This is a genomic window from Streptomyces sp. NPDC051822 (assembly GCF_044452745.1).
In the GTDB taxonomy this organism is placed as follows: Bacteria; Actinomycetota; Actinomycetes; order Streptomycetales; family Streptomycetaceae; genus Streptomyces.
Genome location: NZ_JBITBZ010000013.1, coordinates 157,000 through 181,661, shown reverse-complemented (window position 1 = coordinate 181,661; position 24,662 = coordinate 157,000). Strand labels below are relative to the sequence as shown.

The 24,662-nt window shown below is 73.2% G+C and carries 21 protein-coding genes and 1 tRNA gene; 9 read left to right on the top strand and 13 right to left on the bottom strand.

Translation table 11 applies throughout. The features are described from left to right. Nucleotides 1-30: 30 nt before the first annotated feature. The 3 genes from ACIA8N_RS31825 to ACIA8N_RS31815 all read right to left on the bottom strand — a co-directional run bounded on the left by ACIA8N_RS31825 (nt 31) and on the right by ACIA8N_RS31815 (nt 4,636). Entirely contained in the window at nt 31-2,178 is a 2,148-nt protein-coding gene (locus ACIA8N_RS31825; protein WP_365784975.1) for an FUSC family protein, read from the bottom strand. Between the two features lie 869 nt (nt 2,179-3,047). Then, nucleotides 3,048-4,190 carry a DUF2786 domain-containing protein gene (locus ACIA8N_RS31820; protein WP_365782015.1) on the bottom strand — a complete coding sequence of 381 codons (1,143 nt, stop codon included), beginning with the start codon at nt 4,188-4,190 and terminating at the stop codon, nt 3,048-3,050. Beyond that, complete coding sequence (locus tag ACIA8N_RS31815; protein ID WP_365782013.1) at nt 4,187-4,636, bottom strand: helix-turn-helix domain-containing protein; 450 nt, start codon at nt 4,634-4,636, stop codon at nt 4,187-4,189. The genes ACIA8N_RS31820 and ACIA8N_RS31815 overlap by 4 nt, the downstream gene beginning before the upstream one ends. A 73-nt stretch (nt 4,637-4,709) precedes the next feature. On the opposite strand from ACIA8N_RS31815, the gene ACIA8N_RS31810 reads away from it, so the two are divergent. The 3 genes from ACIA8N_RS31810 (at nt 4,710) to ACIA8N_RS31800 (ending at nt 8,609) form a co-directional block, all read left to right on the top strand. Next, a complete protein-coding gene (locus ACIA8N_RS31810; RefSeq protein WP_365782011.1) occupies nt 4,710-5,528 on the top strand; it encodes an NAD(P)H-binding protein in 819 nt (272 codons plus the stop codon). A 70-nt stretch (nt 5,529-5,598) separates the two neighbouring features. Further along, nucleotides 5,599-6,495, top strand: coding sequence for an ABC transporter ATP-binding protein (locus ACIA8N_RS31805; RefSeq protein WP_365782009.1), 897 nt, complete (start codon nt 5,599-5,601; stop codon nt 6,493-6,495). Further along, nucleotides 6,489-8,609, top strand: coding sequence for an ABC transporter permease (locus ACIA8N_RS31800; protein ID WP_365782007.1), 2,121 nt, complete (start codon nt 6,489-6,491; stop codon nt 8,607-8,609). The genes ACIA8N_RS31805 and ACIA8N_RS31800 overlap by 7 nt, the downstream gene beginning before the upstream one ends. A 130-nt stretch (nt 8,610-8,739) precedes the next feature. Here ACIA8N_RS31800 and ACIA8N_RS31795 read toward each other — a convergent pair whose 3' ends face one another. Further along, entirely contained in the window at nt 8,740-9,348 is a 609-nt protein-coding gene (locus ACIA8N_RS31795) for a GNAT family protein (protein ID WP_365782005.1), read from the bottom strand. 87 nt (nt 9,349-9,435) lie between these two features. Then, nucleotides 9,436-10,365, bottom strand: a complete 930-nt coding sequence (locus ACIA8N_RS31790) for an NADP-dependent oxidoreductase (RefSeq protein WP_365782003.1) — start codon at nt 10,363-10,365, stop codon at nt 9,436-9,438. Nucleotides 10,366-10,778: 413 nt separating this feature from the next. Between ACIA8N_RS31790 and ACIA8N_RS31785 the strand changes: the two genes are divergently transcribed. Further along, on the top strand, nt 10,779-12,470 hold the full coding sequence (locus tag ACIA8N_RS31785) for a bifunctional 3'-5' exonuclease/DNA polymerase (protein WP_365782001.1): 1,692 nt from the start codon (nt 10,779-10,781) through the stop codon (nt 12,468-12,470). Nucleotides 12,471-12,518: 48 nt separating this feature from the next. Here ACIA8N_RS31785 and ACIA8N_RS31780 read toward each other — a convergent pair whose 3' ends face one another. After that, on the bottom strand, nt 12,519-13,796 hold the full coding sequence (locus tag ACIA8N_RS31780; protein WP_365781999.1) for a hypothetical protein: 1,278 nt from the start codon (nt 13,794-13,796) through the stop codon (nt 12,519-12,521). 94 nt (nt 13,797-13,890) lie between these two features. After that, nucleotides 13,891-14,400 carry a SigE family RNA polymerase sigma factor gene (locus ACIA8N_RS31775; RefSeq protein ID WP_030554463.1) on the bottom strand — a complete coding sequence of 170 codons (510 nt, stop codon included), beginning with the start codon at nt 14,398-14,400 and terminating at the stop codon, nt 13,891-13,893. A 152-nt stretch (nt 14,401-14,552) separates the two neighbouring features. On the opposite strand from ACIA8N_RS31775, the gene ACIA8N_RS31770 reads away from it, so the two are divergent. After that, a complete protein-coding gene (locus ACIA8N_RS31770) occupies nt 14,553-14,945 on the top strand; it encodes a DUF6479 family protein (protein WP_365781997.1) in 393 nt (130 codons plus the stop codon). A gap of 38 nt (nt 14,946-14,983) precedes the next feature. Beyond that, the gene (locus ACIA8N_RS31765) at nt 14,984-15,880 is read left to right on the top strand and encodes a sigma factor-like helix-turn-helix DNA-binding protein (protein WP_365781995.1); all 897 of its coding nucleotides are present in this window, start codon (nt 14,984-14,986) and stop codon (nt 15,878-15,880) included. Here the strand turns inward: ACIA8N_RS31765 and ACIA8N_RS31760 are convergent. From ACIA8N_RS31760 to ACIA8N_RS31740, 5 genes are all read right to left on the bottom strand, one after another. Continuing rightward, nucleotides 15,801-16,505: a pyridoxamine 5'-phosphate oxidase family protein gene (locus ACIA8N_RS31760; RefSeq protein ID WP_365781993.1), complete on the bottom strand. Its 705-nt coding sequence runs from the start codon at nt 16,503-16,505 to the stop codon at nt 15,801-15,803. The genes ACIA8N_RS31765 and ACIA8N_RS31760 overlap by 80 nt on opposite strands. 102 nt (nt 16,506-16,607) lie before the next feature. Then, complete coding sequence (locus ACIA8N_RS31755) at nt 16,608-17,783, bottom strand: histidine kinase (RefSeq protein WP_365781991.1); 1,176 nt, start codon at nt 17,781-17,783, stop codon at nt 16,608-16,610. Continuing rightward, nucleotides 17,780-18,553: a response regulator transcription factor gene (locus ACIA8N_RS31750; RefSeq protein ID WP_365781989.1), complete on the bottom strand. Its 774-nt coding sequence runs from the start codon at nt 18,551-18,553 to the stop codon at nt 17,780-17,782. The genes ACIA8N_RS31755 and ACIA8N_RS31750 overlap by 4 nt, the downstream gene beginning before the upstream one ends. 66 nt (nt 18,554-18,619) lie before the next feature. Further along, nucleotides 18,620-19,267 (bottom strand): GPP34 family phosphoprotein, encoded by a 648-nt coding sequence (locus ACIA8N_RS31745; protein WP_365781987.1) that lies wholly within the window; start codon nt 19,265-19,267, stop codon nt 18,620-18,622. A gap of 310 nt (nt 19,268-19,577) precedes the next feature. After that, nucleotides 19,578-20,144 carry a Uma2 family endonuclease gene (locus tag ACIA8N_RS31740; RefSeq protein WP_365781985.1) on the bottom strand — a complete coding sequence of 189 codons (567 nt, stop codon included), beginning with the start codon at nt 20,142-20,144 and terminating at the stop codon, nt 19,578-19,580. A gap of 306 nt (nt 20,145-20,450) precedes the next feature. Here ACIA8N_RS31740 and ACIA8N_RS31735 point away from each other — a divergent pair, with 306 nt between their 5' ends. Genes ACIA8N_RS31735 through ACIA8N_RS31725 form a run of 3 tightly spaced genes read left to right on the top strand, consistent with a single transcriptional unit; the run spans nt 20,451 to nt 24,354 of the window. Continuing rightward, nucleotides 20,451-21,293 carry a vWA domain-containing protein gene (locus tag ACIA8N_RS31735; RefSeq protein WP_365781983.1) on the top strand — a complete coding sequence of 281 codons (843 nt, stop codon included), beginning with the start codon at nt 20,451-20,453 and terminating at the stop codon, nt 21,291-21,293. A 5-nt stretch (nt 21,294-21,298) separates the two neighbouring features. Further along, a complete protein-coding gene (locus ACIA8N_RS31730; RefSeq protein WP_365781981.1) occupies nt 21,299-22,159 on the top strand; it encodes a hypothetical protein in 861 nt (286 codons plus the stop codon). Next, nucleotides 22,159-24,354 carry a hypothetical protein gene (locus tag ACIA8N_RS31725; RefSeq protein WP_365781979.1) on the top strand — a complete coding sequence of 732 codons (2,196 nt, stop codon included), beginning with the start codon at nt 22,159-22,161 and terminating at the stop codon, nt 24,352-24,354. The genes ACIA8N_RS31730 and ACIA8N_RS31725 overlap by 1 nt, the downstream gene beginning before the upstream one ends. A 161-nt stretch (nt 24,355-24,515) precedes the next feature. Here the strand turns inward: ACIA8N_RS31725 and ACIA8N_RS31720 are convergent. After that, a tRNA-Thr gene (locus tag ACIA8N_RS31720) sits at nt 24,516-24,589 on the bottom strand. Between the last annotated feature and the right edge of the window lie 73 nt (nt 24,590-24,662).

Below are 24,662 nucleotides of genomic sequence, written 5' to 3'. Positions count from 1 at the left end.
CGACGAGCCGCCCGGCCAGGGCCGCCGGGCTCACCGCGCGCGCGTGGACTCCATCAGCGCCGTCGTGACCTCGTCCAGGGCCTCCAGGAGCAGCGTGGCGCCCTTGTGCAGCAGGAAGTGGTCCGGCGGGTCGTCCGACCAGGCGTCCAGCGTCTCGCGCAGGTCGTCCCAGTGCGGCTCCTTGTGTTCCCGTACCTCCTTGGCGCCCCGTTCCGTCGCCCGGTGCAGGGACTCCGCGAGGGTCGCGGCGGGCGGCAGGGGCGGAGCGTCGTGTTCCGGCAGGTGTGCCTCCAGGAGCATCGCCACCCGCCCGAACTGCGCGAGCGCGTGGTCGGCCTGTTCCACCGCCGCGTGCGAGAGACCCCGGTGCCGGACCGGCTCGTGCGTCGCGCGCTCCACCGCCTCCTGCCAGGCGATCCTGGCCGTACGGGTGGCGAGCAGCGCCTCCCGTACGTCGGGGGCGGCCGAACCAGCGGGATCGGCGTACCGCGCCGTGACGACCGCCGCGTACCGGCCGACGGACGCGAGCCAGTCCGCGAGCCGGCCGCGCAGCCTGGGCGTCTCCCAGGCCGGGTAGACGGCGTACGCGAGCATCGCGAGAACCCCGCCGAGCAGGGTCAGCGTCACCCGCTCTTGAACGGTCTGGGTCAGGCCCGCGCCCTCCATGCCGAGCAGGAACACGACGTACGCGGCGACGAAGACCTGACCGGCCGCGTACCCCGTCCGCATCAGCAGGTACATCGCGAAGGCGCACACCACCGCGAGCGCCGCCGACAGGTACGTGCCCGGGTCCGCCGACCGCACCACCGCCGTCGCCAGGGCGACGCCGACCAGGGTCCCGCCGAACCGCGCCACCGAGCGCGCGTACGTCTGCGAGAAGTCCGGGCGCATGACCATCACCGAGGCCATCGGCGCCCAGTAGCCGTGCCCGAAGGGGAGCACCGCGCCGAGGAGGTAGCCGGCGGCGGTGACCACCGAGACGCGGATCGCGTGGCGCAGCACCGGGGAGTCCGGGCGCAGCTCGGCGCGCACCTTCGCCACGACGAGGGGCGCCAGGCGGATGAGGGTGGGGCGGGCGCGGGTGGGTGCGGGGCCGCGCTGTGTGGGTGCAGTGGTTGCCGTGGCCTCTGTGGGCTCCGTGGCCCCCGTGGCCCCCGTGGCTTCCGTGGCTTCCGTGGCTTCCGTGGTCTCTGTCCTCGGCTCCGCCGTCTCGACGACGTCGCCGAGCAGCGCGGCGAGCCGGAGAGCGGCGCGGCGGGACGGGCCGGTGAGGATCGCGTCCGTGTCCGGGGTCCGCAGGACGGCGACGGCGGGCGGCGGGAGGGTGACCGGTTCGCCGTGCCGGATCGCGTGCGCCGCGGCGTCCAGCACCGCTGCCGCCGCCGCGAGCAGCTCCCGTACCCGGGCCCGTTGCGGGCCCTCCTCCGGCACGCCGACCGCCGGGTCCGCGAGCGAGGCGAGCACCGGTCGGATGCGCTCCGCGAGACCCCGCGCCCCGTGCAGTTCCGCCGGGCGGCGACGGGCCTGCCGGGGCGTCACGGCGGCGGCGCTGCGGGCCGTCATGAGCGGTACGGGGTCGAACGGGGCCACCGGGTCGTGGCGGAGCCTGCGGGCGTAGTCCGCCTCGGCGGCGAGCGCGTCCGCGAGGGCGTCGCGCTGGGCGCCCCAGCGGCGGACCGGCAGCACGACGACCAAGGCGGCCTGGACGACACCGCCCGCGAAGATCATGACGGCGTGGCCGGCGGCGGTGGCGACGGATGTGGGGAGGGTGACCGTCACCAGCATCATCGCCACGTTCGAGGAGGCGATGATGCCGGCGGTCGGGCCTGCGGCCCAGGCGAGCCCCGAGAGGAACGTCCAGAGGAGCAGCAGGGCGAGGAAGAAGGCCTGGTGGGCGCCCGTGAGATAGCCGAGGAACGTCGACACGGCGAGGCTGGCGCCCGAGGCGAGGGCGAGGGTGGGGCGGGGGCGCCAGGAACGCTGGAAGGTGGCGATGGCCGCCTGGAAGGCGCCGAAGGCGGAGGAGACGGCTACGGCGGGGCCGAACAGGGCGAGCGAGAAGCCGACGACGAGGGCGAGGCCGAGGGCGGCGCGGGCGGCGATGGCGGGCTCGAGCCGCCGCCGCTCGACGGTGAGCCCGGAGCGGGCGGTCTCCTTCAGGGCCCGGAGCCAGCTCATGGCCTGAGCGTAACCAGGATCGGGGCAGAACCATCTATTTCCCCCGCCCCGCCCCTTCCCGAAACCCTGCCGGGGGCGGGTGGGGGTTGCGGGGGGATGGGGGCGGGGACCACGTCGCCTGAGGCGGGACGGGGCGGGGCCGATCACGGCACCGGCCGGGGCTCGGGGCGGCGCCCGCGCGCTGGCGGGGCGGCCCGCCAGGGGCAGGGACTCGGCGGGCACTCGCGGGGCGGCGGGGGCGGGGGGGGAGGCGATCGCCGGACCCCGGTAAGCGCCGCGCCCCGGTGGGAGACGCACGGGGCGGTGCGGGTTCCGGGTGGGCTCTGGGGTGGCCGGGGCCCGGCGGCGCGGCAGCGCGGCAGCGCCGCGGCGGCGCGGCCCGGCAGCGCGGCAGCCCGGCGGCGCGGCGGGCCGGCAGCGCGGCGGCCCGGCGGCGCGGCGGCCCGGCAGCCCGGCAGCCCGGCAGCCCGGCAGCCCGGCAGCCCGGCAGCCCGGCAGCCCGGCAGCGCGGCAGCGCGGAGGCAGGCCCCGGCGGCTCAGGCCTGCGACCTGGTCGGTGTCGACCCTGCGGCATTCGGCAGGACGACCCTCAAGCGCCACAACCACCCGGGGGGGGCAGGCCCGGCGGCGCAGGCCACCGCCCAGCGGCCCCCCGCCTGGCGCGCCGGCCCCGTCGGCCTCGTAGGCCCGCTCAGCCTCGTAGGCCCCGGCGGCCCGGCGGCCCGGCGGCCCGGCGGCCCGGCGGCCCGGCGGCGTCCCGACGAAGCGAGTCCCCGGGCGCAGGCCACGGCGGGCCCGGTGGGGCCCGCCGGTCGCCCCGACCGGCCGGGGCACCTTCGTAGGCCCCGGCGGCCCGGGTGTAGGCCCGCTCAGCCTCGTAGGCCCCGGCGGCCCGGGTGTAGGCCCGCTTTGTCCGCTGCCGACGCGCCGTGGGTCCAGCCCGCCTCGTCCCAGGCCGCCCTGACCCGGGTCGCGCGGGTCTCCGGGAAGAGTTCGTCCGTCCGGGTGGTGACCGCGAGGTCGCGGGAGGCCAGGGCCGGGAGGAGGGTCGGCGTCTCGGCGGCGACCCGGCGGGACGTCGTCGAGAGGCGGGTGCCGAGCCGGTTCGCGTACGCAAGCAGGAAGGACTGCCGGAAGGACTTCGTGCGCTTGCGTCCGCCGGCCCGCTGCTCCGCCTCCGCCCGCGTCATCGCCGCCGTCCCCTGCACCAGCAGCGACGTGTACAGCAGTTCCACCGGGTCGAGGTCCCCCTCGAAGCCGACCACCGTCGAGAAGCCGTACCCCTCGTTCCACACCGCCCGGCAGTGGTTCGCCGTCGCCACCGCGTCGAGGAGGATCGCCTTCGCCTGCTCGTACGGCGGCTCGACCCCGATCCTGATCGCCCCCGGCGTCTCCGGCGACGGCGCCCCCGCCGCGAGCGTCACCTCGTCCAGGCTGTGCCGGGCCATCAGCTCCTGCGCCTTGGCGGTGAGCGCCTCCGCCTCCTCCGGGTACCCGGTCGCCTCCGCCTTCGCGAGCAGCGCCCTGATCCGGCTGAGCATCCGGGGCTCCCCGGCCGCCGGCGGCGGCAGCGTCTCGCCCGGAACGGGGCCGACGGCGTCCAGGCGCGGCAGCCGGACCAGGAGTCGGTACAGCTCCAGGACGGTCGTCGCGTACGAGAAGCGGTCCGTCGGCCTGGCGGGTACGGCGTCGAGCGCGTCGAGCTGGGCCTGCCAGCGGCGCGGCAGCGTCCCGTACCGGGCCGTCTCGGACCGGATCAGGCCGGCGAGCACCCGGACGTGCTCCTCCGACAGGTCGCGGCGCGCCATCCGGACGACGTCCGCCGGCTGCCAGCCCCTCGTCCACAGGGTGCGGAGGAACTCCTCGCCCCGCCCCGCCAGTTCCGCGTCCGCGCCCGGGTCGGCGGCCAGCAGCGACGCCGCCGTGTCGAGCGACCCGTCGTCGCTCGCGTACAGCGCCTCGAAGGCCTTGCCGATCGTCGCACCGATGGTCGCGCCGTCGCCCGTACTCACGCCGTACCCCTCGTCGTGCCCGTCGCCTCGCCCGCCACCGCGCCCGTCGCCGCGCCTCCCGCGCCCCTCGCGTCCCACTGCTCGCGCGAGCGGGCGATCACCGCGCGGTGGTCGAGCGACCAGTCCACGAGCTGCTTGATCAGATGGGTCATGCTGCGCCCGGTCTCCGTCAGCGCGTACTCCACCTGCGGCGGCGTCGTCGGGTACACCGTCCGCGAGACGAGGCCGTCCCGTTCGAGGCGGCGCAGCGTCAGGGTCAGCATCCGCTGCGATATGCCCGTGACCAGCCGCTGCAGTTCCCTGAACCGCCTCGCTCCGGCGGCGAGTTCGACGACGACGAACACGCTCCACTTGTCGCCGAGCCGGTCCTGCACGTCTCGTACCCCGCAGTCCTCGGCACAGCTCACCAAGGGCTCGGTGGTTACCTCCGTGTGCCCCTCCGACATCAATGTGCCTCCTTCCGCGATCTTCCCCGTCCCCCCACGATGGTCTCAGCCATCACGACCCCCGGGGGAATCCATGCTGCTCGTCACCGGCGTCTCCGGCGCCCTCGGCTCGCTCGTCGCCGAACGGCTCGCCGGCCGTGCCGACGTCGTCCTCGGTACGCGCGCGGGCCTGCCCGGCACCCGCCGCGTCGACTTCGACGCGCCCGAGACCCTTCCGGCGGCCTTCGCCGGGGTGGACACGCTCCTGCTGATATCCGCCGGCTACGGGGAGGACGACACGGTCGTCGCCCGGCACGGGGCCGCGATCTCGGCCGCCGAGCGGGCCGGCGTCCGGCACGTCGTCTACACGAGCCTCTCCGGTGACGGCGACCACCTCACGTACGCGCTCGCGCACCGCTGGACCGAGCGGCGGCTGCGGCGCTCCACCACCCTCGGCTGGACGATCCTCCGCAACGGCCTCTACGCCGAGTTCCTCCCCTGGATCGCCACGCCCGACGCCGACAAGCGCATCACCGGCCCCCTCGGCGAGGGCCGGCTCGCCGCCGTCGCCCGCGCCGACCTCGCCGACGTCGCCGTGTCCGTGGCGACGGAACCGGCCGCCCACCGGAACCGGGTGTACGAGCTCGTGGGCGAGCGCGCCCTCGGCGGCGCCGACCTCGCGGCGGCCCTGGGTGCCACGTACGCCCCCGGCTCCCTCGCCGACGCCCGCGCCGCCGTCGCCGCCTCCGGGGCCGCGCCCTTCCAGGTGCCGATGCTGGCGAGCACGTACTCGGCCATCGCCCACGGCTTCATGGACGGGACGGGCGTCGAGAGCGATCTGCGGGCGCTGCTCGGCGGTCGCGAACCCCTCGACGCGCTCGACGTGTTCGTGAAGGCCGTACGGGAGGGGTAGGGCCAGGCCTACCTCGCGGACGCCCGGCAGTGGTCGTGATCGGCGGCGGCGGAAACGGTTGGCTTGAGCCATGACCTCGACCGCTGCCGCTGCCGCTGCCATCGCCACCGCCCCCACCACCGCCACCGCCACCGCCCCTGCCGTACGGCTCCGCGGGCTCACCCGGCACCACCGGGGCGTCCGCGCCCTCGACGGCGTCGACCTCGACTTCCACGCCGGGACCTTCACCGCCGTCATGGGCCCCTCGGGTTCCGGCAAGTCCACGCTGCTCCAGTGCGCGGCGGGGCTCGACCGGCCCACCGCAGGGCGGGTCGAGGTCGGCGGCACGTCCCTCGAAGGGCTCGGCGAGCGGCGGCTGACCCTGCTGCGGCGGGACCGGATCGGCTTCGTCTTCCAGTCCTTCAACCTCCTGCCCGCCCTGACGGCCGCGCAGAACGTGGCCCTGCCCCTCCGGCTCGCCGGCCGCCGCCCGTCCCGTACGGAGGTACGGGAGGCGCTGGCCCGCGTCGGGCTCGCGGGGCGGGAACGGCACCGGCCCGGCGAACTCTCCGGCGGGCAGCAGCAACGGGTGGCCATCGCCCGGTCGTTGATCACCCGGCCTGCCGTCCTCTTCGGCGACGAGCCGACCGGCGCGCTCGACTCGACGACGAGCCGCGAGGTGCTCGACATGCTGCGGGAGCTCGTCGACCGCGATGGGCAGACGATCGTCATGGTCACCCACGACCCGGTGGCGGCGGCCCGCGCGGACCGGGTGGTCTTCCTGGTGGACGGCCGCGTGGCGGGCGAGCTGCGGGCTCCGAGGGTGGAGACGGTCACGGCACGGATGACGGCCCTTGAGACCGGAACGGGGACGGGAACGGGAACGGGGACGGCGACGGCGACCGCGGCCTCGTCCGGAGCGACCACCACCTCCTCCTTCGGAACGGTCAACTCCCCTTCCACCACCGCCCGGAGGTCCTCGTGCTGACCGTCGTCCTCTCCGGGCTCCGGGCCCGCTGGGCCTCCTTCCTCGGGGGATTCGTGGCGCTCGCCCTCGGTGTCGGGCTGCTCGCCGCCATGGGGCTCGGCCTCTCCGCCACCTTTCACGCGCCCGAACGCTCTCCCCAGCGATTCGCCTCCTCGCCCGTCGTGGTGCAGGGTCAGGACCGGCTGACGCTCGACGTGCGGCGCGGGCCGTCGACCGTGTCCGTGGAGCGGCGGCTCGACCGTCCACAGCCTGTGGACAACGATGTGCTCCGCGAGCTGCGCGCCCGCTGGACGGTCACCCCCTCGGATTCCGGCCGCCCCGACGCCGTCGGCGTCGACGCCCCCGCCGCCGAGGTCCGGGCCCTCGTGGGCGACCGCGCCCAGGTCCTCACCGGTGCCGACCGGGTCCGCGCCGACCCCGGCCCCGAGCGGGACGCCTCCGCGCTCGTCGCCCTCAACGCCCTCCTCGGCACCTCCGGCGGTGTCACCGCCTTCGTCTCGGTCTTCGTCGTCGCGTCCACCTTCGCGTTCGCCGTGGCACTGCGCCGGCGCGAGTTCGGGCTGCTCAGGACCGCCGGGGCCACCCCCGGACAGATCCGGCGGCTCCTCCTCGCCGAAGCCACGGTGCTCGGCGTACTCGCCTCCGCCGCCGGGTGCGCGCTCGGCGCCCTGGGGGCGCCCCTGCTCGCGAAATCCCTGGTCGACGGCGGTCTGGCGCCCGCGTGGTTCGCGGTCGGCGGGGCGACCTGGCCCTTCCACGCCGCCTTCTGGACGGGTGTGACCGTCGCCCTCGTCGGCGCCGTGGCCGCCTCCCGGCGCGCCGGGAAGGTCGGCCCGACGGCGGCGCTCCGCGAGGCGGACGTCGACGCCGACACCCTGCCGCTCGGCCGCGCCCTCCTCGGTACGGGCCTGTTCCTGTCCGGTCTGGGGCTCCTGGTCTGGACGTACGCCACCGACCCGTCCGCGCTGCTCAAGCGGAAGACGTACACGACCCTTCCGATGCTCCTGATCACCGGTGTCGCCCTGCTCTCGCCGCTGCTCGTCCGGCCGGTGGCCCGGCTCCTTCGGCTGCGGGGCGCGGTGGGGACGCTGGTACGAGAGAACAGCGCGGCCTCCGTACGCCGTACCGCAGCCGTCGCCGCGCCCGTCCTCGTGACCGTGGCTCTCGCGGGGACGCTCTTCGGCTCGGCGACGAGCGTCACGCGGACGAAGGGGGTCGAGGCGCGGGAGCAGACGGCCGCCGAGTACGTCGTGGCCGGCGACGGTCTGCGGCCGGTGACGGCCCCGCCCGGGGCCCTCGTGTCGGCCACCGGGACGACCTCCGTCTTCGTACGGGACGGGGCCGAGGCCGTCGTGAAGTACCAGGCGCGGGCGGTGACCGACCCGGCGGCCTTCGCCGGCCTGGCCCGGCTGCCCGTGGTCGCCGGCGACCTGCGGGACCTCGACGACCGGTCGATCGTCGTCAACGAGGAGTTCGAGCGGCACCGGGTGGGCCAGACCGTCGAGGTCTGGCGCGCGGACGGGACCGGACCTGTACGGCTCCGGGTGGCGGCCGTCCTCGCCCTGGGGACGGGCGACAACGGGCCGTACGTCACCCGGGCGAACGCGCCCGGCTCCGCCCCCGACCGGATCGACGCACGCGGCGGCGGTACGGCCACGGTCAGGGCCCTGGAGGCGAGCGGCGGCACCGTCAGGTCCGCCGACGCGTGGGCCGCCGCGAGCCACCGGGAGGGCGGCAACCCGCAGAACCGTCTCGGCATGATCCTCGTCCTCGGGATCGCCCTGGTCTACACGGTGATCGGCCTGGCCAACACGCTGCTCATGGCGACCTCCGTACGCGGCGGGGAACTGTCCTCGCTGCGGCTCGCCGGAGCCACCCGGGCGCAGATCCTGCGGGTCGTGACGGGCGAGGCGACGCTCGCCGTCGCGATCGGCACGCTGCTCGGCCTCGCGGTGACCGCGCTCGTCCTCGGCACCCTGGGCGCGGGCCTGGCCGCCCTGTCGGCGCCGGTGGCCCTGGCCCTCCCCTGGGGCACGGTCGGCGCGGCGGCGGGGGCGTGCGCGACGGTCGCGGTCGCCGCGTCGGCCCTCCCCGCGTGGCGCCTGACCCGCTGACCGGCGAAGGTGGACGGACGGGGCGGTGACCGGGGTCGGAGCCGGGTCACCGCCCCACCTACGCGCGCGTGCGCGGCGCCATACGCGCACGGATCCGCCGAACGCCCGGCCCACGCGCGCGTGCACGGCGCTATGCGCCGCCCACGTCTCCCGGGGCGCCCCAGGCCTTGGCCACCGCCGCGGACTCGGACTTCGCCGCCCGCCACTCCGGTGCGAGGACCGACCAGACCTCCATGTCGTGGCGCTTTCCGCGGTAGGAGTAGTCCTCCCTCAGGACGCCGTCCCTCGTCATGCCGAGGCGTCGGGCCACGGCGATGCTGGGCCCGTTGCCGGAGGCCACCACCCACTCCACCCGGTGGATGCCCCGTACCTCGATCGCCCAGTCGACGAGCGCCCGTGCCGCCCGGGTCACCAGGCCCTTGCCGACACCCGCCGGCTCCAGCCAGCAGCCCGCCTCCGCCTTGCCGGCGCGGGTGTCCAGGGTCCGGAGGATCACCGCGCCGACGAGGGTGCCGTCGGACCAGATGCCGTGGATCCGGCCCGTGTCGGCGGCCGCCTTCTCGGCGTACGTACGGAGGAAGGCGCGGCTCGACTCCAGGTCGGTCACGACGTCGGGGAGTCCGTTGCGCGCGCCGATGAACTCGCGTCCCCGGTCCATGTGCGCCAGGAACTCCTCGGCCTGCCACGGTTCGAGCGGGCGCAGTTCCGCGCCGTCGTCCCCCAGAGACATCGCGTACATCATCGTCGTTCGCACCTTCCACGCGCGGATCCGGCAGTCACGGCGGACGGATCCTCTCACCTGTCCACCGCGACCTGTCGGGGGCCCTCACGGAATCAGGACCAACTTGCCCCGCACGTGCCCCGATTCGCTCAGTTCCTGAGCCCGCGCCGCCTCCTTCAGGGGCAGCGTGTCCGCGAGCCGGACCGCGAGGGTGCCCTCCGCCGCCCGGCGGGCATGGGCCGCGAGCCCGGCCCGTACGGCGTCCGGGTCGCCCATCACCCCGGAGAACGCGATCCCGTACTTCTCCGCCTCCACGTCCGCGATCGTCGCGATCCGCTCCTTCCGCGCCGCGTCCTCCCCGCCGAGGAGTTCGACCGCGACCGGCAGCACACCGTGCCCGGCCGCGTCGAAGACCGCGTCGACGCCGTCGGGGGCGGCGGCCCGCACCCGTTCGGCCAGGCCCTCCCCGTACGTCACCGGGATCGCGCCGAGCCCGCGCAGATAGGCGTGGTTGGCCTCGGACGCGCTGCCGACGACCGTGATCCCGGCCGCGACGGCGAGCTGGACGCCCACCGAACCGACGACACCCGCGGCGCCGTGCAGGAACAGCGTCTCGCCCGCCCGGACGCCGATCAGGTCCAGGACGCGCTGTGCCGTCTCCCCCGCCACCGGGAGGCTCGCGGCGGCCTCCCATGAGAGCCCGGCCGGCTTGGGGGCGACGATGCCGGCGACGGCGTACTCGGCGTAGGCGCCGGTCTTCGTCCAGCCGAGGACCTCGTCGCCCACGGCGAGACCGGTGACGCCCTCGCCGAGTCCGTCGACGGTGCCGGCGAACTCCAGGCCGGGGACGGCCGGGAAGGTCGTCGGGTAGAACTCCTCGACCCAGCCGTGACGGCGCTTCCAGTCCACCGGGTTGACCCCGACCGCCGCGACCCTGACGCGGACCTCGCCGGGGCCGGGCTCCGGCACGGCGACACCGGTCGTGTGGCGCAGCACCCCGGGGCCACCGAACTCCTCGTACACGATCGCTTCCATCTCAGCCTCCAGCGCTGCCTGTTCACGCATCCCGCTCGTCGATCTCTTCGACGAGCCCAAGACTGCGCTCTCGGACACCCGCTCCCAGCCCTCCCAACGGCCAGTACCACCTGGCCGGAAGACCAGCCGCTACCCGCCCCTCGCCCCGTACGCTCCCCGTATGGACGCGCTCACGCTGGCCACCGCGTACGAGATCATCCGGCAGCCGCTGGGGGAGATCCTCCCGACGGTGTCGGCCGCCCTCGGCCCCCTCGTCCCGCACGTGGACGCGGCCGAACTCCCGGGGCGAGGCGGCGGCGCTGTTCCACGCGGCGGCGTAGGGCCTGCCTCCGGGGCGGCGCAGGGCGTGCCCTCCCGGCGGCGCAGGGCCTGCCTCCGGGGCGCTGTCAGTGGCGGGTGCCAGACTCGTACCCATGAGCGAGAGGTGGGCGCTGGCGGCCGAGGCCGAGGGGGACGGAGCGCTGCTCGTGCCCCTCGGACCGGACGGGCTGCCCGCCGGTGAGGTGCGGCGGGAGCCGGACCTCGTGGCGGCCGTACGGGCCCGGCCCGAGGTGGCCCGCTGGGTGTGGCGGTCGACGGCCGAGGTGTACCCACGGCTGCTCGCCGCCGGGGTGCGGGTCGAGCGGTGCTACGACATGGAGGACGCCGAGCAGCTGCTCCTGGGGCACGAGGGGCGGCTCGGCGAGCCCCGTTCGGCGGCGGCGGCCTGGGCGCGCCTGCACAACGGGCCGGTGCCGCCCGATCCGCCGCAGCGGGGCGCCGAGCCGGGTTCACAGGACTCCCTCTTCGAGCCCCGTCCCGTCGTCTCCGTCCCCTTCGACGGCCTCCTCGCGGTCTACGCGGAGCAGCTGCGCCGCCACGACCGGGCGGAGCACCCGGGCAGGATGCGGCTGCTCACGGCCGCCGAGTCGGCGGGAATGCTGGTCGCCGCCGAGATGCACAGGGCCGGGCTTCCGTGGCGGGCGGACGTGCACCGGGACCTGCTGCACGAGCTGCTGGGCGAGCGGTACGCGGGCGGGGGCGAGCCGCGCCGCCTCGCCGAGCTGGCGGACGAGGTGTCCGCGGCGTTCGGCCGCCGGGTCCGGCCCGACCTGCCCGCCGATGTGGTGAAGGCCTTCGCGGGGGCCGGCGTCCGGCTGAGATCCACCCGGCGGTGGGAGCTGGAGGAGCTGGACCACCCGGCGGTGAAGCCGCTGATCGCCTACAAGAAGCTGTACCGGATCTGGACGGCGCACGGCTGGTCGTGGCTGCAGGACTGGGTGCGGGACGGGCGCTTCCGGCCGGAGTACCTGCCGGGGGGCACGGTCAGCGGGCGCTGGACGACCAACGGCGGCGGGGCCCTGCAGATCCCGAAGGTGATCCGGCGGGCGGTGGTCGCGGACCCGGGCTGGCGCCTGGTGGTGGCCGACGCCGACCAGATGGAGCCGCGGGTGCTGGCCGCGATCTCCCGCGACCCGGGCCTGATGGAGGTGGCGGGGCACCCCGACGATCTGTACACCCGGCTGTCGGACCGGGCGTTCTCCGGCGACCGCGCGCACGCGAAGCTCGCGCTCCTCGGCGCGATCTACGGGCAGACCAGCGGTGACGGCCTGAAGAACCTGGCGGCGCTGCGGCGCCGGTTCCCGCGGGCGGTGGCCTATGTCGACGACGCGGCGAAGGCGGGCGAGGAGGGCCGGCTCGTACGGACCTGGCTGGGCAGGACCAGCCCGCGCGCGGTGGGCGCGGGCGAGGACGAGGAGGCGGGCCTGCCGCAGGAGGGCGGCGAACCGGAGGCGGCGGAAGCGGAGTTCACGCCGGGGTACGCATCGGGGAACGCGCGGGCGCGGGGCCGGTTCACCCGTAACTTCGTGGTGCAGGGCAGCGCGGCCGACTGGGCGCTGCTGATGCTGGCGGCACTGCGGCGGTCCCTCACGGGGATGCGGGCGGAGCTGGTGTTCTTCCAGCACGACGAGGTGATCGTGCACTGCCCCGCGGAGGAGGCTGAGGCGGTCACGGAGGCGATCCGGGGCGCCGGGGACGAGGCGGGCCGGATCGCGTTCGGCGAGACGCCGGTGCGGTTCCCGTTCACGACGGCCACGGTCGAGCGGTACGCGGACGCGAAGTAGACGTGCGCCGGAACCTCCCCGGGCACGCCCCTTCCGGATGCTCGGCGGCTACTTCAGCGGCAGCTTCCGCCACGTGGGGCTCAGCGCGATCGCCTTCAGCTGCTCCATCGTGAGCGCCGGCTCGGCGCGCGTGGCGTCCTCGTGCTGTGCCCCGGTGTTGAAGGCGGAGACCACGACGCGGAAGCCCTCCGGCGTGATCGTGTCGACGCTCCACCACACGACGCCGGCGCCTCCCTTCTCACCGGGCTGCTTGGTGGCTTTGACCTTGCGGCCGTCGGGCAGGGTGACGACGTCCGCACCGCCGAAGAGGGCGCCCGCGTACTTCTTGGCGGAAGGCTGGACGTCGACCCCGACGTAGCTGAGGCCCTTGCCGTCGTCGACGACGAGGTGGGCGTGTCCGTCACCCGCGTTCTTGCCGTGGATGGTGAGGCTCTCGGGCAGGAGGCTCCGCAGGGTGGCCTGTACGGCGGTACCGCTCGGCGCCGGAGGCAGCTTCGTGTCGCCGGGCTTCTTGGACGGATTGGCGACGAGTCGCTTCAGCAGCGGGCTCCAGGCGTCGGCTGTGACGAGGGCCTTCATCTGGGCGGGCGTGAACGGCGGGTTCTCGCGGCTGACCTCGGCGCCCTTCTCGGCGGCGGCGTTGTACGCGCTCGCGTCGACGAGGAAGCCGTCCTTGGTGAGCAGGACCGCCCGCCAGTGCTTCGTCTCCTCACGCCGGTCGGGGTACTCGTACCCCTGGAAGACCATGAGGCGCGCGCCGTTCGGCAGTCGCTCGCTGGTGCAGTCGTCGTGGGGGACGTCGGCCATCGAGGGGCAGGTCACCTGCCCGGCGCCCGACTCGGCGGTGCCGCCGGCGCGGAAGAGGCCGACCGTGACGCCCGCCTTGCCTTTGCCGTCGTCGTAGACGCCCGCGACGGACTGGCCCGTGCCACCCAGGTTGTCGATCTCCCACGTCCCGGCCGGGGTGTTGGCCTTGAGGACGGTCGCGAGCTCCTCGACCGGGATCTCGGCCAGTCCCGGCTTGCCCTCCTCGGGCCCGGCCGGGTCGGCGGTGGGCCTGGGCCCCGCGACGGAGACCTGCTCGGACCCGCCGACGGGCGAGAGCAGCGAGCCTCCGTACACCCCGCCGATGCCGATGGCGGCGAGCGCGAGGGCGCCGCCGGTCACGGCGAGGCGGCGGCGGACCAGGCGGCGCCTGCCCCGCTGGAGGCCGCCCGCGACCAGCTCGCGCCGGTCGTCGACGGCGAAGCCGTCGCCGGTGCGGCGCAGGACCGCGCCGAGCTCCTCCTCGAAACCCTCGTGCTGGGGGTCAACGTTCTGGGGCATGTCGAATTCACCGTCTCCGGTCGGGGGTGATGGATGGCGGAAGAGAGCGGAAAGAGAAAGCGGAGAAACGAGGCGAGGGGCGGAGCGGCCGCGCTCAGCGGGCGGCGAACTCCGTCAGGCTGCCGCCGAGCCGTTGCCGCAGCTTGCCGAGCGCCCGCACGCAGCGGGTCCGTACCGCCGCGGAGCTGACGTGCAGGGCGTCGGCGGTCTCCTCGATGCTGCGGTCCTCCCAGTACCGCAGCACCACGACCGCCCGGTCCTTGGGCGCGAGCTGGGCCAGCGCGTCGAGCAGCGCGACCCGGAGCGCCGGGTCCTCGCCGGTGTCGGGAGCGCGGTCGGGCAGTTCGCCGAGCGGGCGCTCGGTGGCCGAGCGGCGCCGCTGGTGGCTGAGAAACGTGCGTACGAGCACGGTCTGGGCGTACGCCGCGGGGTTCCCGACCCTGGCCATACGGCCCCAGTGGGCGTACATCCGGCCGAGCGTCTCCTGTGTGAGGTCCTCGGCGAGATGGGTGTCGCCGCTGGTCAGCAGGCATGCCGAGCGGAACAGATGGCCCGTGCGTGCGGAGGCGAACTCCTGGAACTCGTCCGCGCGGGACTTTCTCATGCCCCTCCTTTCCCTCGCGGTCACGTGCTGTGGTCGCCGTACACCTCATTGACGCGGCGGGGCCGGGCAAATGTTTCAGGGCTCGTCGGGGAAACCGGGGCAGGTGTACCGCTCGATGCATCCAAAGAAGTGGAACCGGGTAATCCTGTTGTATGAACACTCTCAGCGCAGCCCAGACCCTGGCCGCGGGAGTCTGGCAGTCCGGACTCGGACAGTTCCTCGCGGGACTCGTCGTCGTCTTCGTACTGATCGGAGCGGTCTGGCTCGGCTTCCGGGTCCGTGACCGCGAGTCGCGGCCGCCCAAGCCCGACGAACAGCCGCACCGGCCGGAGACCGAGCGGCCGCCGGGCGAGACATCCGAATACCGCAGGCCGGCGGAGATGCCGCAGACGGACGGCGAACACCGGCTCATGCCCTACCAGCTCAAGGGCTCCGGCACCTCGGGCACGGAGACGTCCCCCGAGCCGCCGTCGGAGGAGAAGCGCAAGTGGGGCGGCATCTCCAGCGGGGGCTTCGGCAGCGGAGGCACGGGGCACGGCGACTGACCAGGCAACCGACGGAGATCACCGAGGAGGTCGCCCCCGTGCCGGAGACCCTCTTCGAGAAGGACCGCCCGCGTCTGCGGGCGGTCGCTCACCGCCTGCTCGGCACCTCCACGGAGGCCGAGGAGGCGGTGCGGGACGCGCGGACGACCTGGCGGCGGCCGGAGGACCCGGTCGCCGCGGTCGCCCGCGCCTGTCTGGCCCGGCTCCGCGCGCGCGAGACGCACCGCGGACACCCCTGGGACCCATGGGACCCCTGGGCCGCGGGGGAACCGACGCCGCGGCACGACCGCACCGGCCCCGAGCAACCGCCGCAAGCGGTCCTGGACCGGCTGACGCCCCCGGAACGCCTCGCCTTCGTGCTGCACGACGAGTTCGCCGTCCCGTACGAGGAGATCGCCCCGGTCCTCGACCACACCCCGGCCGCGACCCGTCGCCTCGCGGCCCGCGCCGCGCACCGGCTGCGGGAGGCGGAGGACATGCCCGAGCAGGACCTGCCCCGTCAGCGGGAGGTCGTCGGGGCCTTCCTGACCGCCGCGCGGAACGGCGACGCGGCCGCCCTCACGGCCCTCCTGGACCCGGACGTGGTGCTGCGGGCCGACGCCGCGGCCGTACGGGCCGGGGCGACGGGCGCGCACGGCCCCGCAGCGGTCGCGGAGGCCCTGGCAGGCCGGGCGGCCACGGCTGCCGAAGCCCTGGTGGACGGGGCGGCAGGCCTGGCATGGCCCGCGGAGGGAGAACCGGAGATCGCGGAGGGAGAACCGGAGATGGTCCTCGCCTTCACGGTCCTGGACGGCCGCATCACCTCTCTGGACGCCCTGTCCGACGCGGACCACCTGCGCCGCATGGACCTCCGGCTCACGCCCCGAGGACACTCCCCGCACGCGAGGCCACATGAGCGGGCGGCGCGAGATCCGGAGGAAGCACCGGGTCGGTGACCGGCTCGCCGAACGTGGTCACCACCGGCAGCACCCCCGCCCACAGGCCGAGGGCCGCGTCCTCGGAGTCGCCGTCGTCCGGCGGGCCGCTGCGGGTCTTCACCGAGGCCTCGGTGAGATCGAGCGCGAGGACGGAGGTCGCGGCGAGTTCCTTGCGGCTGGGCTGTCGCACGTACTCCCACTGACCCGGCGAACTCTGCTCGGTCAGCGCCCGGAGTCCGCGCAGCTTCTCCTCCGGGTCGGTCACGAGCCGGGGTATGCCGTAGACCATCGCACAGCGGTAGTTGACACCGTGCTCGAAGACGGACCGGGCGAGGACGAGTCCGTCGACATGGGTGACCGTGACGCAGACGGTGGTGTCGGGCGCCTGGACCAGGCTGCGGCTGGCGACGGAGCCGTGGACGTAGAGCACGTCGCCGTCCACGCCGTACGCGGTGGGCACGACCATCGTCGTACCGTCCACGGGAACGCCGAGGTGGCAGAGGAAGCCGGCCGCGAGCACGGCGTCCAGATCGGCACGCCGGTGACTGCCCTTCTCCCGCATGCGCCGCAGCCGGGTCCGCTCGGTGACGGCGAGGTCGCCCGTGTCCGACGGCTCGCCGGTGGCTTCTGTGGTGGTGCTCATGCTGCCCTCTCGCTCCGCGTACCGGTTGGTTGCTCGTGGTGTTGTACGGGGTTCCCGCTCGCGCCCGCCACAGGCGCCCACCTGTCGGAACGAGCCGGCCGTTCACCGCCCTGCGGTCGGGGGAAGGCAGGCGCTGACCAGGAAGCCGCCGTCCCGCGTCGGCCCCGCCTCGAAGGCGCCGCCCAGGAGTTGGACCCGTTCCCGGAGACCGATCAGGCCGTGGCCGCCGTGGGGCAGGTCCAGCGGCGGGACCGTCGGATCGGGCGGGCCGCTGCGGACCTCGACGCACAGCCCTCCGGCCTCCGCCCGGACCGCTATCGCCGTCCGGGCGCCGGGAGCGTGCTTGCGTACGTTGGTCAGCGTCTCCTGGACCGTACGGAACACGGCCCGCTCCACGGCCTCGGGGAACCGGTCCTCCAGGCCCTCGGCGATGTCGCAGTCGACGGCGACCCCGCCGCTCTCGATCAGCCGGGGAATGTCGGAGAGGCGGGGCTGCGGGCTGAGCTGCTCACTGTTCCCGCCCGCCGCGCGCAGGACGCCCACCAGCTGGCGCAGTTCGACGAGGGTCCGGACGGACAGCTCGCGGATCGTCACGGCGGCGTCGCGGGACACGGGGTCCCGGGCGCCCACCTTGAGGGCACCCGCCTGGAGGCTGATCAGGGACACCTGGTGGGCGACCACGTCGTGCATCTCGCGGGCCAGCCGGACCCGTTCGGTGGCGAGCACCCGCTCCGCGAGCAGCCGGTCCTCGCGGCCCCGGGAGCGGGTGAGCTCCGCCAGGCGGCCCGCGAGTTCGCGGCGGGTGGTGACGAAGAGGCCGAACACGACGGGCGCCCCGGCGCTCACGAACGCGTCGATGACCCGCAGCGCGAGCTCCCGGGACGGGGACGGCACCAGGTCGACGGCGAGGGGGTACGGCACGAGGTGCGCGACGGCGACCAGCGCCGCGCACAGCACCAGGAGCCGGCGGTCGGCACGCCGGCAGGCGACGGTGTACAGGGCGATGAGCGGGGCGAAGGCGGCGTAACCGATGTAGAGCCCCGGCAGGGTGGCGAGCAGCACGGTCACCGGCAGGCGGCGGCGCAGCAGGAGGGCCGCGGCGGCGATCAGCGCCGACCCGAGTTCGGGGCCGGGCAGGACGCCGTTGACGAGCACCGCCTCGACTCCGCACGCGACGACCGGGGCGACCGTGGTCAGCGACGCCGGAAGCCGGGCCGGGAACCAGGACGGAAGCCACGCCGGACGCCACGCCGGAGACGACGCCGAGAGAGCGCTCAACCCGTTTCTCCGCAACCGAGGTTCGGCCGGCCGAGGTGCGGCCGGCCGAGGTGCGGACGGTCGAGGTGCGGACGGTCGAGGTGCGGACGGTCGAGGTGCGTACTCCCGAAGTGCGCACGGCCGACGAGCCCGGCGCGGTCGGCGATGACGGCCGCCTGGACCCGGTTGACGCCACCGAGCTTGGCGAGCACCACGCTGACGTGGTCCTTGACCGTGCTGCCCGCGAGCCCCAGCCGCTCGGCCGCCTGAAGGTTCGACAGCCCTTCGCCGAGCAGCGCGAGCACGTCCCGCTCGCGTGCCGTGAGCGACTGGACGGCCCGCACGGCCTGTCGGTCGCCGGCGGGCGCGGGGTCCGTGTAGTGGTCGGCGACGGTACGGGTGACGCCGGGGCCCAGCACACTGCTCCCGCCGGCCAGCACCCTTACGGACCGGACCAGTTGCTCCGGCTCCGTGTCCTTCAGCAGGAACCCCGTGGCGCCGAGCCGCAGGGCGGGCCCGAGGTACTCGTCGGCGTCGAACGTGGTCAGCATCGCGACGGCGGGAAGCCGTCCCGCGAGGGCGGTCCGCAGTCCGCGCAGCACGGTCAGGCCGTCCTCGTCCGGCATCCGGATGTCGAGGAGCACCACATCGGGCCGGTGGGCGACGACGGTGGGCACCGCCTGTCCTCCGCCGCAGTCCGCGACGACCTCGATGTCGCCCGCGGAGGACAGGATGAGGCGCAGCACGGAACGGACGAGCTGCTCGTCGTCCACCACGACTACGCGGATCACGCTCTCTCCTCCGTCAGGACGTCCAGCAGGACGGTTCAGCGCCCCGGTCACTCTAGGGCGGGGCACTCACCCCGCATGGGCGACCTCCACCGTCTCGCGGAGTTCCGGCAGGATCCTGCGCAGCACCTCGAAGGCCGGGCCGCCGCGCCCGGCGAGCGCCGCGAGCCGCTGCCGGTACGCCCAGCTGTCCGCCTCGCTGACGACGGTCCGCAGGCCGCCCGCCGCGGCCAGCGTGATCAGAGCGGCGTCGCGGTCGGGCAGCGCGTCGGCGGGCTCCTGGCCGCGCAGCGTCCGCACGGCCTGATGCCGCATGGTGTCGCCCGCCTCGGTGAGGCGCAGGTTCACGGTCGTCACGGGGACGATGCCGCCGAGGCGGTGGGTGTCGAGGCTCAGATGGCCGGCCTCCGCGAGCTGTTCCCGCACGGCGGTGAGGGTGGGCTTCACGCCCTGGTTGATCCAGCCCTTCCAGGCCAGGGGCCGGGAGCCGGATATCAGCTCGGCCAGCTCGTCGAGCGCCGGCTCTCCCGTCGACGCCCCCGCGCCCACGGCGGGCCTGCCACCGGCATCGGCGACGAGCCCGCGCAGCGCGAGCTCCGCCAGCGCCCCGGCCCGCACCACGTAGCCGATGGTGTCGGTGCCGGTGAGCTTCTGCTTGTCCGTGTTCCACGCGAGGAGGTACAGACGGGCCGGGAGTGAAAGCTGGTGCTGCGGCATGGGAGCCCTCCTGGGGACGACGCGTGGTCGAGTCACGTCACAGGAGCGAGCCTAGGCAGCGGCAACGGGACCCCACATCACCTGCCCGAACGATTCGACCCCCGCCGCCCGGCGGGTTCGAGAACGTTGCGTCCACGACCGCCCACGCTTCTGGGGCCCACACGCCCACCCCGTCCCAGGGCATGAGAAAGCCCCCAGGTCACGGCGAGTGAGTCCTGATCCGAGGCCTGCAGCCCTGATCGGCCTGACGGCTGGTCCACCCTGGTGTCACCCAGTCCGCTCACGCAAACCGGGTCGCCTACAGAAGGGGTCAGACCCTGCCGAGGCCGACCTCCACCGCGAAGGGCGCCGAAACCTTGACGACGCCGGTGAACACTTCCCCGTCCCGGTAGACCCTGGCAGCAGGGTCCAGAACGTATGTGTACACGAGAGGGACGCCGGTGGCGGCCTGCTCGACCCTCCAGTAGAAGGCGATACCGGACTTGGCGTACTGGTCCGTCTTCACGATCCGGTCGGTGGTCTCCGATCCCGGTGAGACAACCTCCACGACCAGGAGCACGTGCTCAGGACGGGTGGGCGTGACGTCGATCATGTCCGCGCGGTACACAACGACATCCGGGCGCCGATTCGTGAGCGGGACGTCCTGGAGACGGACATCGAAGTCGGTATCGGCGTTCCAGTCAGGCCCCGCAGCCGCCTCCAAGGCATTCGCCAGGATCCGAGCAAGCCGGTTGTGGCGCTTGGGCGCACTGGGACTTACAACGACCATCCCGTCCACGATCTCGATCCCCGCACACTGCTCCTCGGACCAGGAGTCGTACTGCTCCGCCGTGATCTGCTCGTGCATCCACGCAGGGGCTGCCATCTCGGCAGTCATGACGCACCTCCCGGACACCATGCGGGCGGGCCCGATCCCGCTGAACTCAGCGTACTGTCAGCTCCCCCAGCACGTGGGACGCCAGAACAGCCGGCATACACGTTTCGACCGTCCAGCAGGAGACGACAGAGGGTGCTCGTCCCCGCTGCCGCGGGAGAGAGGGAGACGGCAGCCGATCTCCTCCGATTCCGGTCACTGAACAGCACGGTGGCGCTACGATCGGTCTCCCTGGGGGGTCAGGTTTTCGCACGCATCCCATGCCGTGGTGTTGGGCCCCCGTCGCGCAAGAGGAGCCGGGTCGCCGAGATGCCGTACACCGCCGAAATCAGCCGCACCAATCCTGGCTGCTTCATCTTCCTCGTGGACCAGTCGGCGTCGATGAGCGATCCCATCGGCAGCGGCGAGATGGTCCAGCAGCGCGCCCAGGTCGTATCGGATGCCATCAACCGGCTGCTGACCGAGTTGTCGGTCAAGTGCGCAAAGGAAGAGGGCGTCCGCGACTACTTCCACGTCGCGGTGATCGGCTACGGCCACACCCAAGTCGGCTCCGCCTTCACCGGCGCGCTCGCCGGGCGGGACCTCGTACCGCTGAGCGAGATCGCGAACAACCCCGCCCGCTTGGAGAGCCGTACGAAGAAGGTGCCGGACGGCGCTGGTGGCCTTGTAGAGACGACCGTGCAGTTCCCCGTGTGGATGGACCCGGTGACCAACGGCGGCACCCCGATGACTCGCGCCCTCGGCTACGCCGACTCCCTTGTCGCCCGCTGGGTCGACGAGCACCCGGGCGGATTCCCGCCCATCGTCCTCAACCTGACCGACGGTGAGTCCACCGACGGCGATCCCACCAGCGCGGCCATCGGGCTCGCCTCACATGCCACCGCCGACGGGTCGGTTCTCCTCTTTAACCTGCACGTATCCGGGGCGAGCGGCACTCCCGTCACGTTCCCGGACAGCGAAGGCGACCTCCCCGATACCTACTCCCGGTTGCTCTTCCACATGTCGAGCGTGCTGCCCAGTCACATGCGTTCCTACGCCGCTTCGCAGGGCCACCGGGTCAGCGAAGCCACACGCGGCTTCGTCTACAACGCCGACATCACCTCCATCGTCGAGTTCCTCGACATCGGTACACGCGCCACGGAACTTCGCTGAGCAACATGGGTGCCTCTTCAACACCCCTCGACGTCCAACGCTTCCTCGTTCCCAAGGCGGGCAGCTCGCTGGATGAATGCGAGGACGCCATCGATGTCTTGCTGTCACCCGACGCCAGTTCACTGTTCGCCGCGGTGTCCGACGGGGCATCCGAGAGTCTGCTCGCCGGAGCATGGGCCAAGCAGCTGGTACGCGGCGCCATCGCGTCGATGACGGCCGCCGACGAAGAACCAGGGGATCGGGAGGGCGGCCTGTCCGGGGCCTTCGTCGAGGCCCTCCTGCCCCGCACCGTCGACCAGTGGGACGGCTACATCTCGGAATATCAGGCGGAACGGGCAGCGCGCGGCCGACCCATCGCCTGGTACGAACAGCCGGGCTTGGACAGAGGGGCCTTCGCCACGCTGATAGCCGTCCACATGCGGGCAGCACCGGCCGTCCCGGAAACCTCCGGAGCTGTACGCCGCTGGATCTGGAGGGCTTTCGCTCTCGGCGACAGTTGCCTCTTCCATTTCCGCGATGGCCGACTGATCACCTCTTTCCCCATCAAGGACAGTCACGGCTTCGGGATCACCCCTCAGCTGCTCGGCAGCCGTAACAGGGATGCCACACTCATCGGCGAACGGGTGTCGACCGCAACCGGCGAACTGCTCGCGGGTGACGAGCTGCTGCTGGCAACCGATGCACTGGCCGCATGGCTGCTGTCGCACCCTGAAATCGATTCGGGCGGAGCGGGAAGACAGCTCGGAAACCTTGCCGACCTGGACCACGAGCTCTTCACCGAGTGGGTCCAGAGCGAGCGCGACAAGTCCCGGATGCGCAACGACGACGTAGCCCTCATTCGCATGCGGGTGAAGACGGAGGGGTAATGGCGGTCTCCCGCGCTGGCAAACCTGTCGCCGGACGTAGATTCCCGACCGGCGCGAACTACGTGGAAGCCCTTCAGAACCCCACGCTATGTTTCGAGGACCCGGACCTCAAGAGCGGGTCTGTCCAACAGAGCCCTGTGCTGGGGCCCAAGGCGATCTCCGGGAACTTCGCGAGCGTCTTCTCCATCACCGCACCCGGCGGGCAGCGTTATGCGCTGAAGTGCTTCACTCGCGACAGCAGCACTCTGGAAGCGCGCTACCTGGCCATCAGCAAGCAGCTCTCCGGCCTCAAGCACGCCAAGCTGTCCCAGCCGTGGCCCGTCAGCCTTGAGTATCTACCGCGTGGCGTCCTCGTCACCGGTCAGTGGTACCCGGCCCTGAAGATGGCTTGGGTAGAGGGCACCAACCTGATCTCGTGGATCGACCGGAACATCCGGAACACGGCGGCCATCTCCGGCATCGCCGAGCGGTTCGCGGCACTGGCCGCCGACCTGGAGAAGCTCGGTATCGCTCACGGCGACCTCCAGCACGGCAATCTTCTGGTCGCGGTTGACGGCACACTCCGCCTCGTCGACTACGACGGAATGTACGTGCCCGCGCTCAAAGGTCAGGGAGCAACGGAGAACGGTCACCGCAACTACCAGTCCCCGACCCGCACTAGCTCCGAATTCGGCCCCACGATGGACCGTTTTTCGTCCTGGGTCATCTACCTCACCCTGGTCTCGATCGCCACTGACCCCGGTATCTGGGACCAACTACACGACAAAGAAGGGGAGTTCTTGATCCTGAAGGAGGACGATTTCAAGGAACCACAGTCCTCCATGGCCTGGAGTCTGCTGCTGACCCATCCAGACCCGGCCCTTCAGGCGCTGGCCGCGCAGACGCACGGACTGCTCGCTGCGAACGCCCACACGATCCCCTCGCTGTCCGCGGCCGTGGCGGCAGCCCCTGCTTCGGTCCCGGCCCAGCGTCCGGCCCCTGCCGCAGCCCCGGCAAGTGGAATCCCCACCTGGCTCGCGGGTCACGTTCCGCCGCCTCAGAACGCCTCTGCGGGAAGCCATCGGAGTTCGGGCGCCACCGCTACAGGCTTTGCTCGCCGGCGTCCCGCAGACGTTCTCTCCGGGATCTTCGCCCTGGCCGGGTCCACTGCGCCGGCCGCGCTGACCGCACTGAGCGTCCTGCCGAGCAGCTACATGGCCGTCGCACAACTGGGAACCCTGCTCGCATCCGGCGGCGCCCTCCAAGTCGCCCGGCGCTCCCACCCCGAGGCCCAGGCATCCAAGGCCCGGCTGCGGGCACTCCGACAGCGGGTGGACTCCTTGGCGGCCCCCGTGGCAGAGGGGCACAAGGTACGCCAGGAGATCGAAGCCCTGGACCTGGCCGGCGCGAGCCGGGACGTACAGATCAATCAGCAGATCAAGGACCTCCAAGCCGAGCAACGTGACGCTCAGTCTCGGATCACCATCACCCTGAACCAAAAGACCAACAATCTGAGGGCCACTCTGAGCGGACTGTCCGCCAAGGAGCGGAAGCAGCTGGGGGTGGCGCTGACATCAGCGATCACGGCACACGTCCAGGACAAGCTTCGCCGGGCTTCCATCCAGGAGGCCAAGAAGCTCTCGAACATCAGCAGCGGGACGGTCACGGCCCTGACCGCCGCCGGCATCCACACGGCTGCCGACTTCACGAGGGTCCGGTACGTGCAGACCGGCCGGTACAGCAACCGCGACGCCTACCTCATCCGGCCCAACGGCCAGCAGGTCAAGGTTCCGGGCGTCGGCGAGGTACGGGCGCGTGCACTCGAAAGCTGGCGGGCCTCACTGGAGCAACGGGCCCGGCAGTCGGCTCCCACCGATGTAAGCGCCAAGGAGCGGACCGCGATCCGTCAGCAGTTCGCTGCCCAGAAGAAGCGCCACGAAGCGGAGGTCGCTCAGGCGGAGGGGGCCGCCCGTAGAGAGCGCGAGCAGCTCCAGCAACGCATCACCACCCGCCAGCAGGAAATCAACAAAGAGAAGCAACAGCATCAGACGGCCACTCAACGCCAGCGCGCGGTGCTGCTCCAACGCCAGGCCCAGCTCACCGACGCCGCCACAACCCACGACCTGATGGCTACCCGGCTCGCCACCGCGAGCACGGAGCACCATCGTGCATTCGGCCTGCGCCGCTACCTCCGCTTTGTCGCGACGGGCCGGTGACCGGAGACGGCCGGCGGGCGAGACTCGTGTCCACAGGTTGGCAGCCCCTTCGCTCACGCATGCTCGCGCACGAGGTTTCGGACCCCGCTGCCGCATGTCCGCTCAGGTAAAGGGCATGAAAAAACCCCAGGTCACGGCGAGTGAGTCCTGGGGTAATTCCGAGCCGCCTTCGGGATTCGAACCCGAGACCTACGCATTACGAGTGCGTTGCTCTGGCCAGCTGAGCTAAGGCGGCTTGCCGTGCAGACCCATGTTGGGTGCAGCAGCGCGGCCAAGTCTACACAGTTTCCGGGGGTGCTCCGACCACC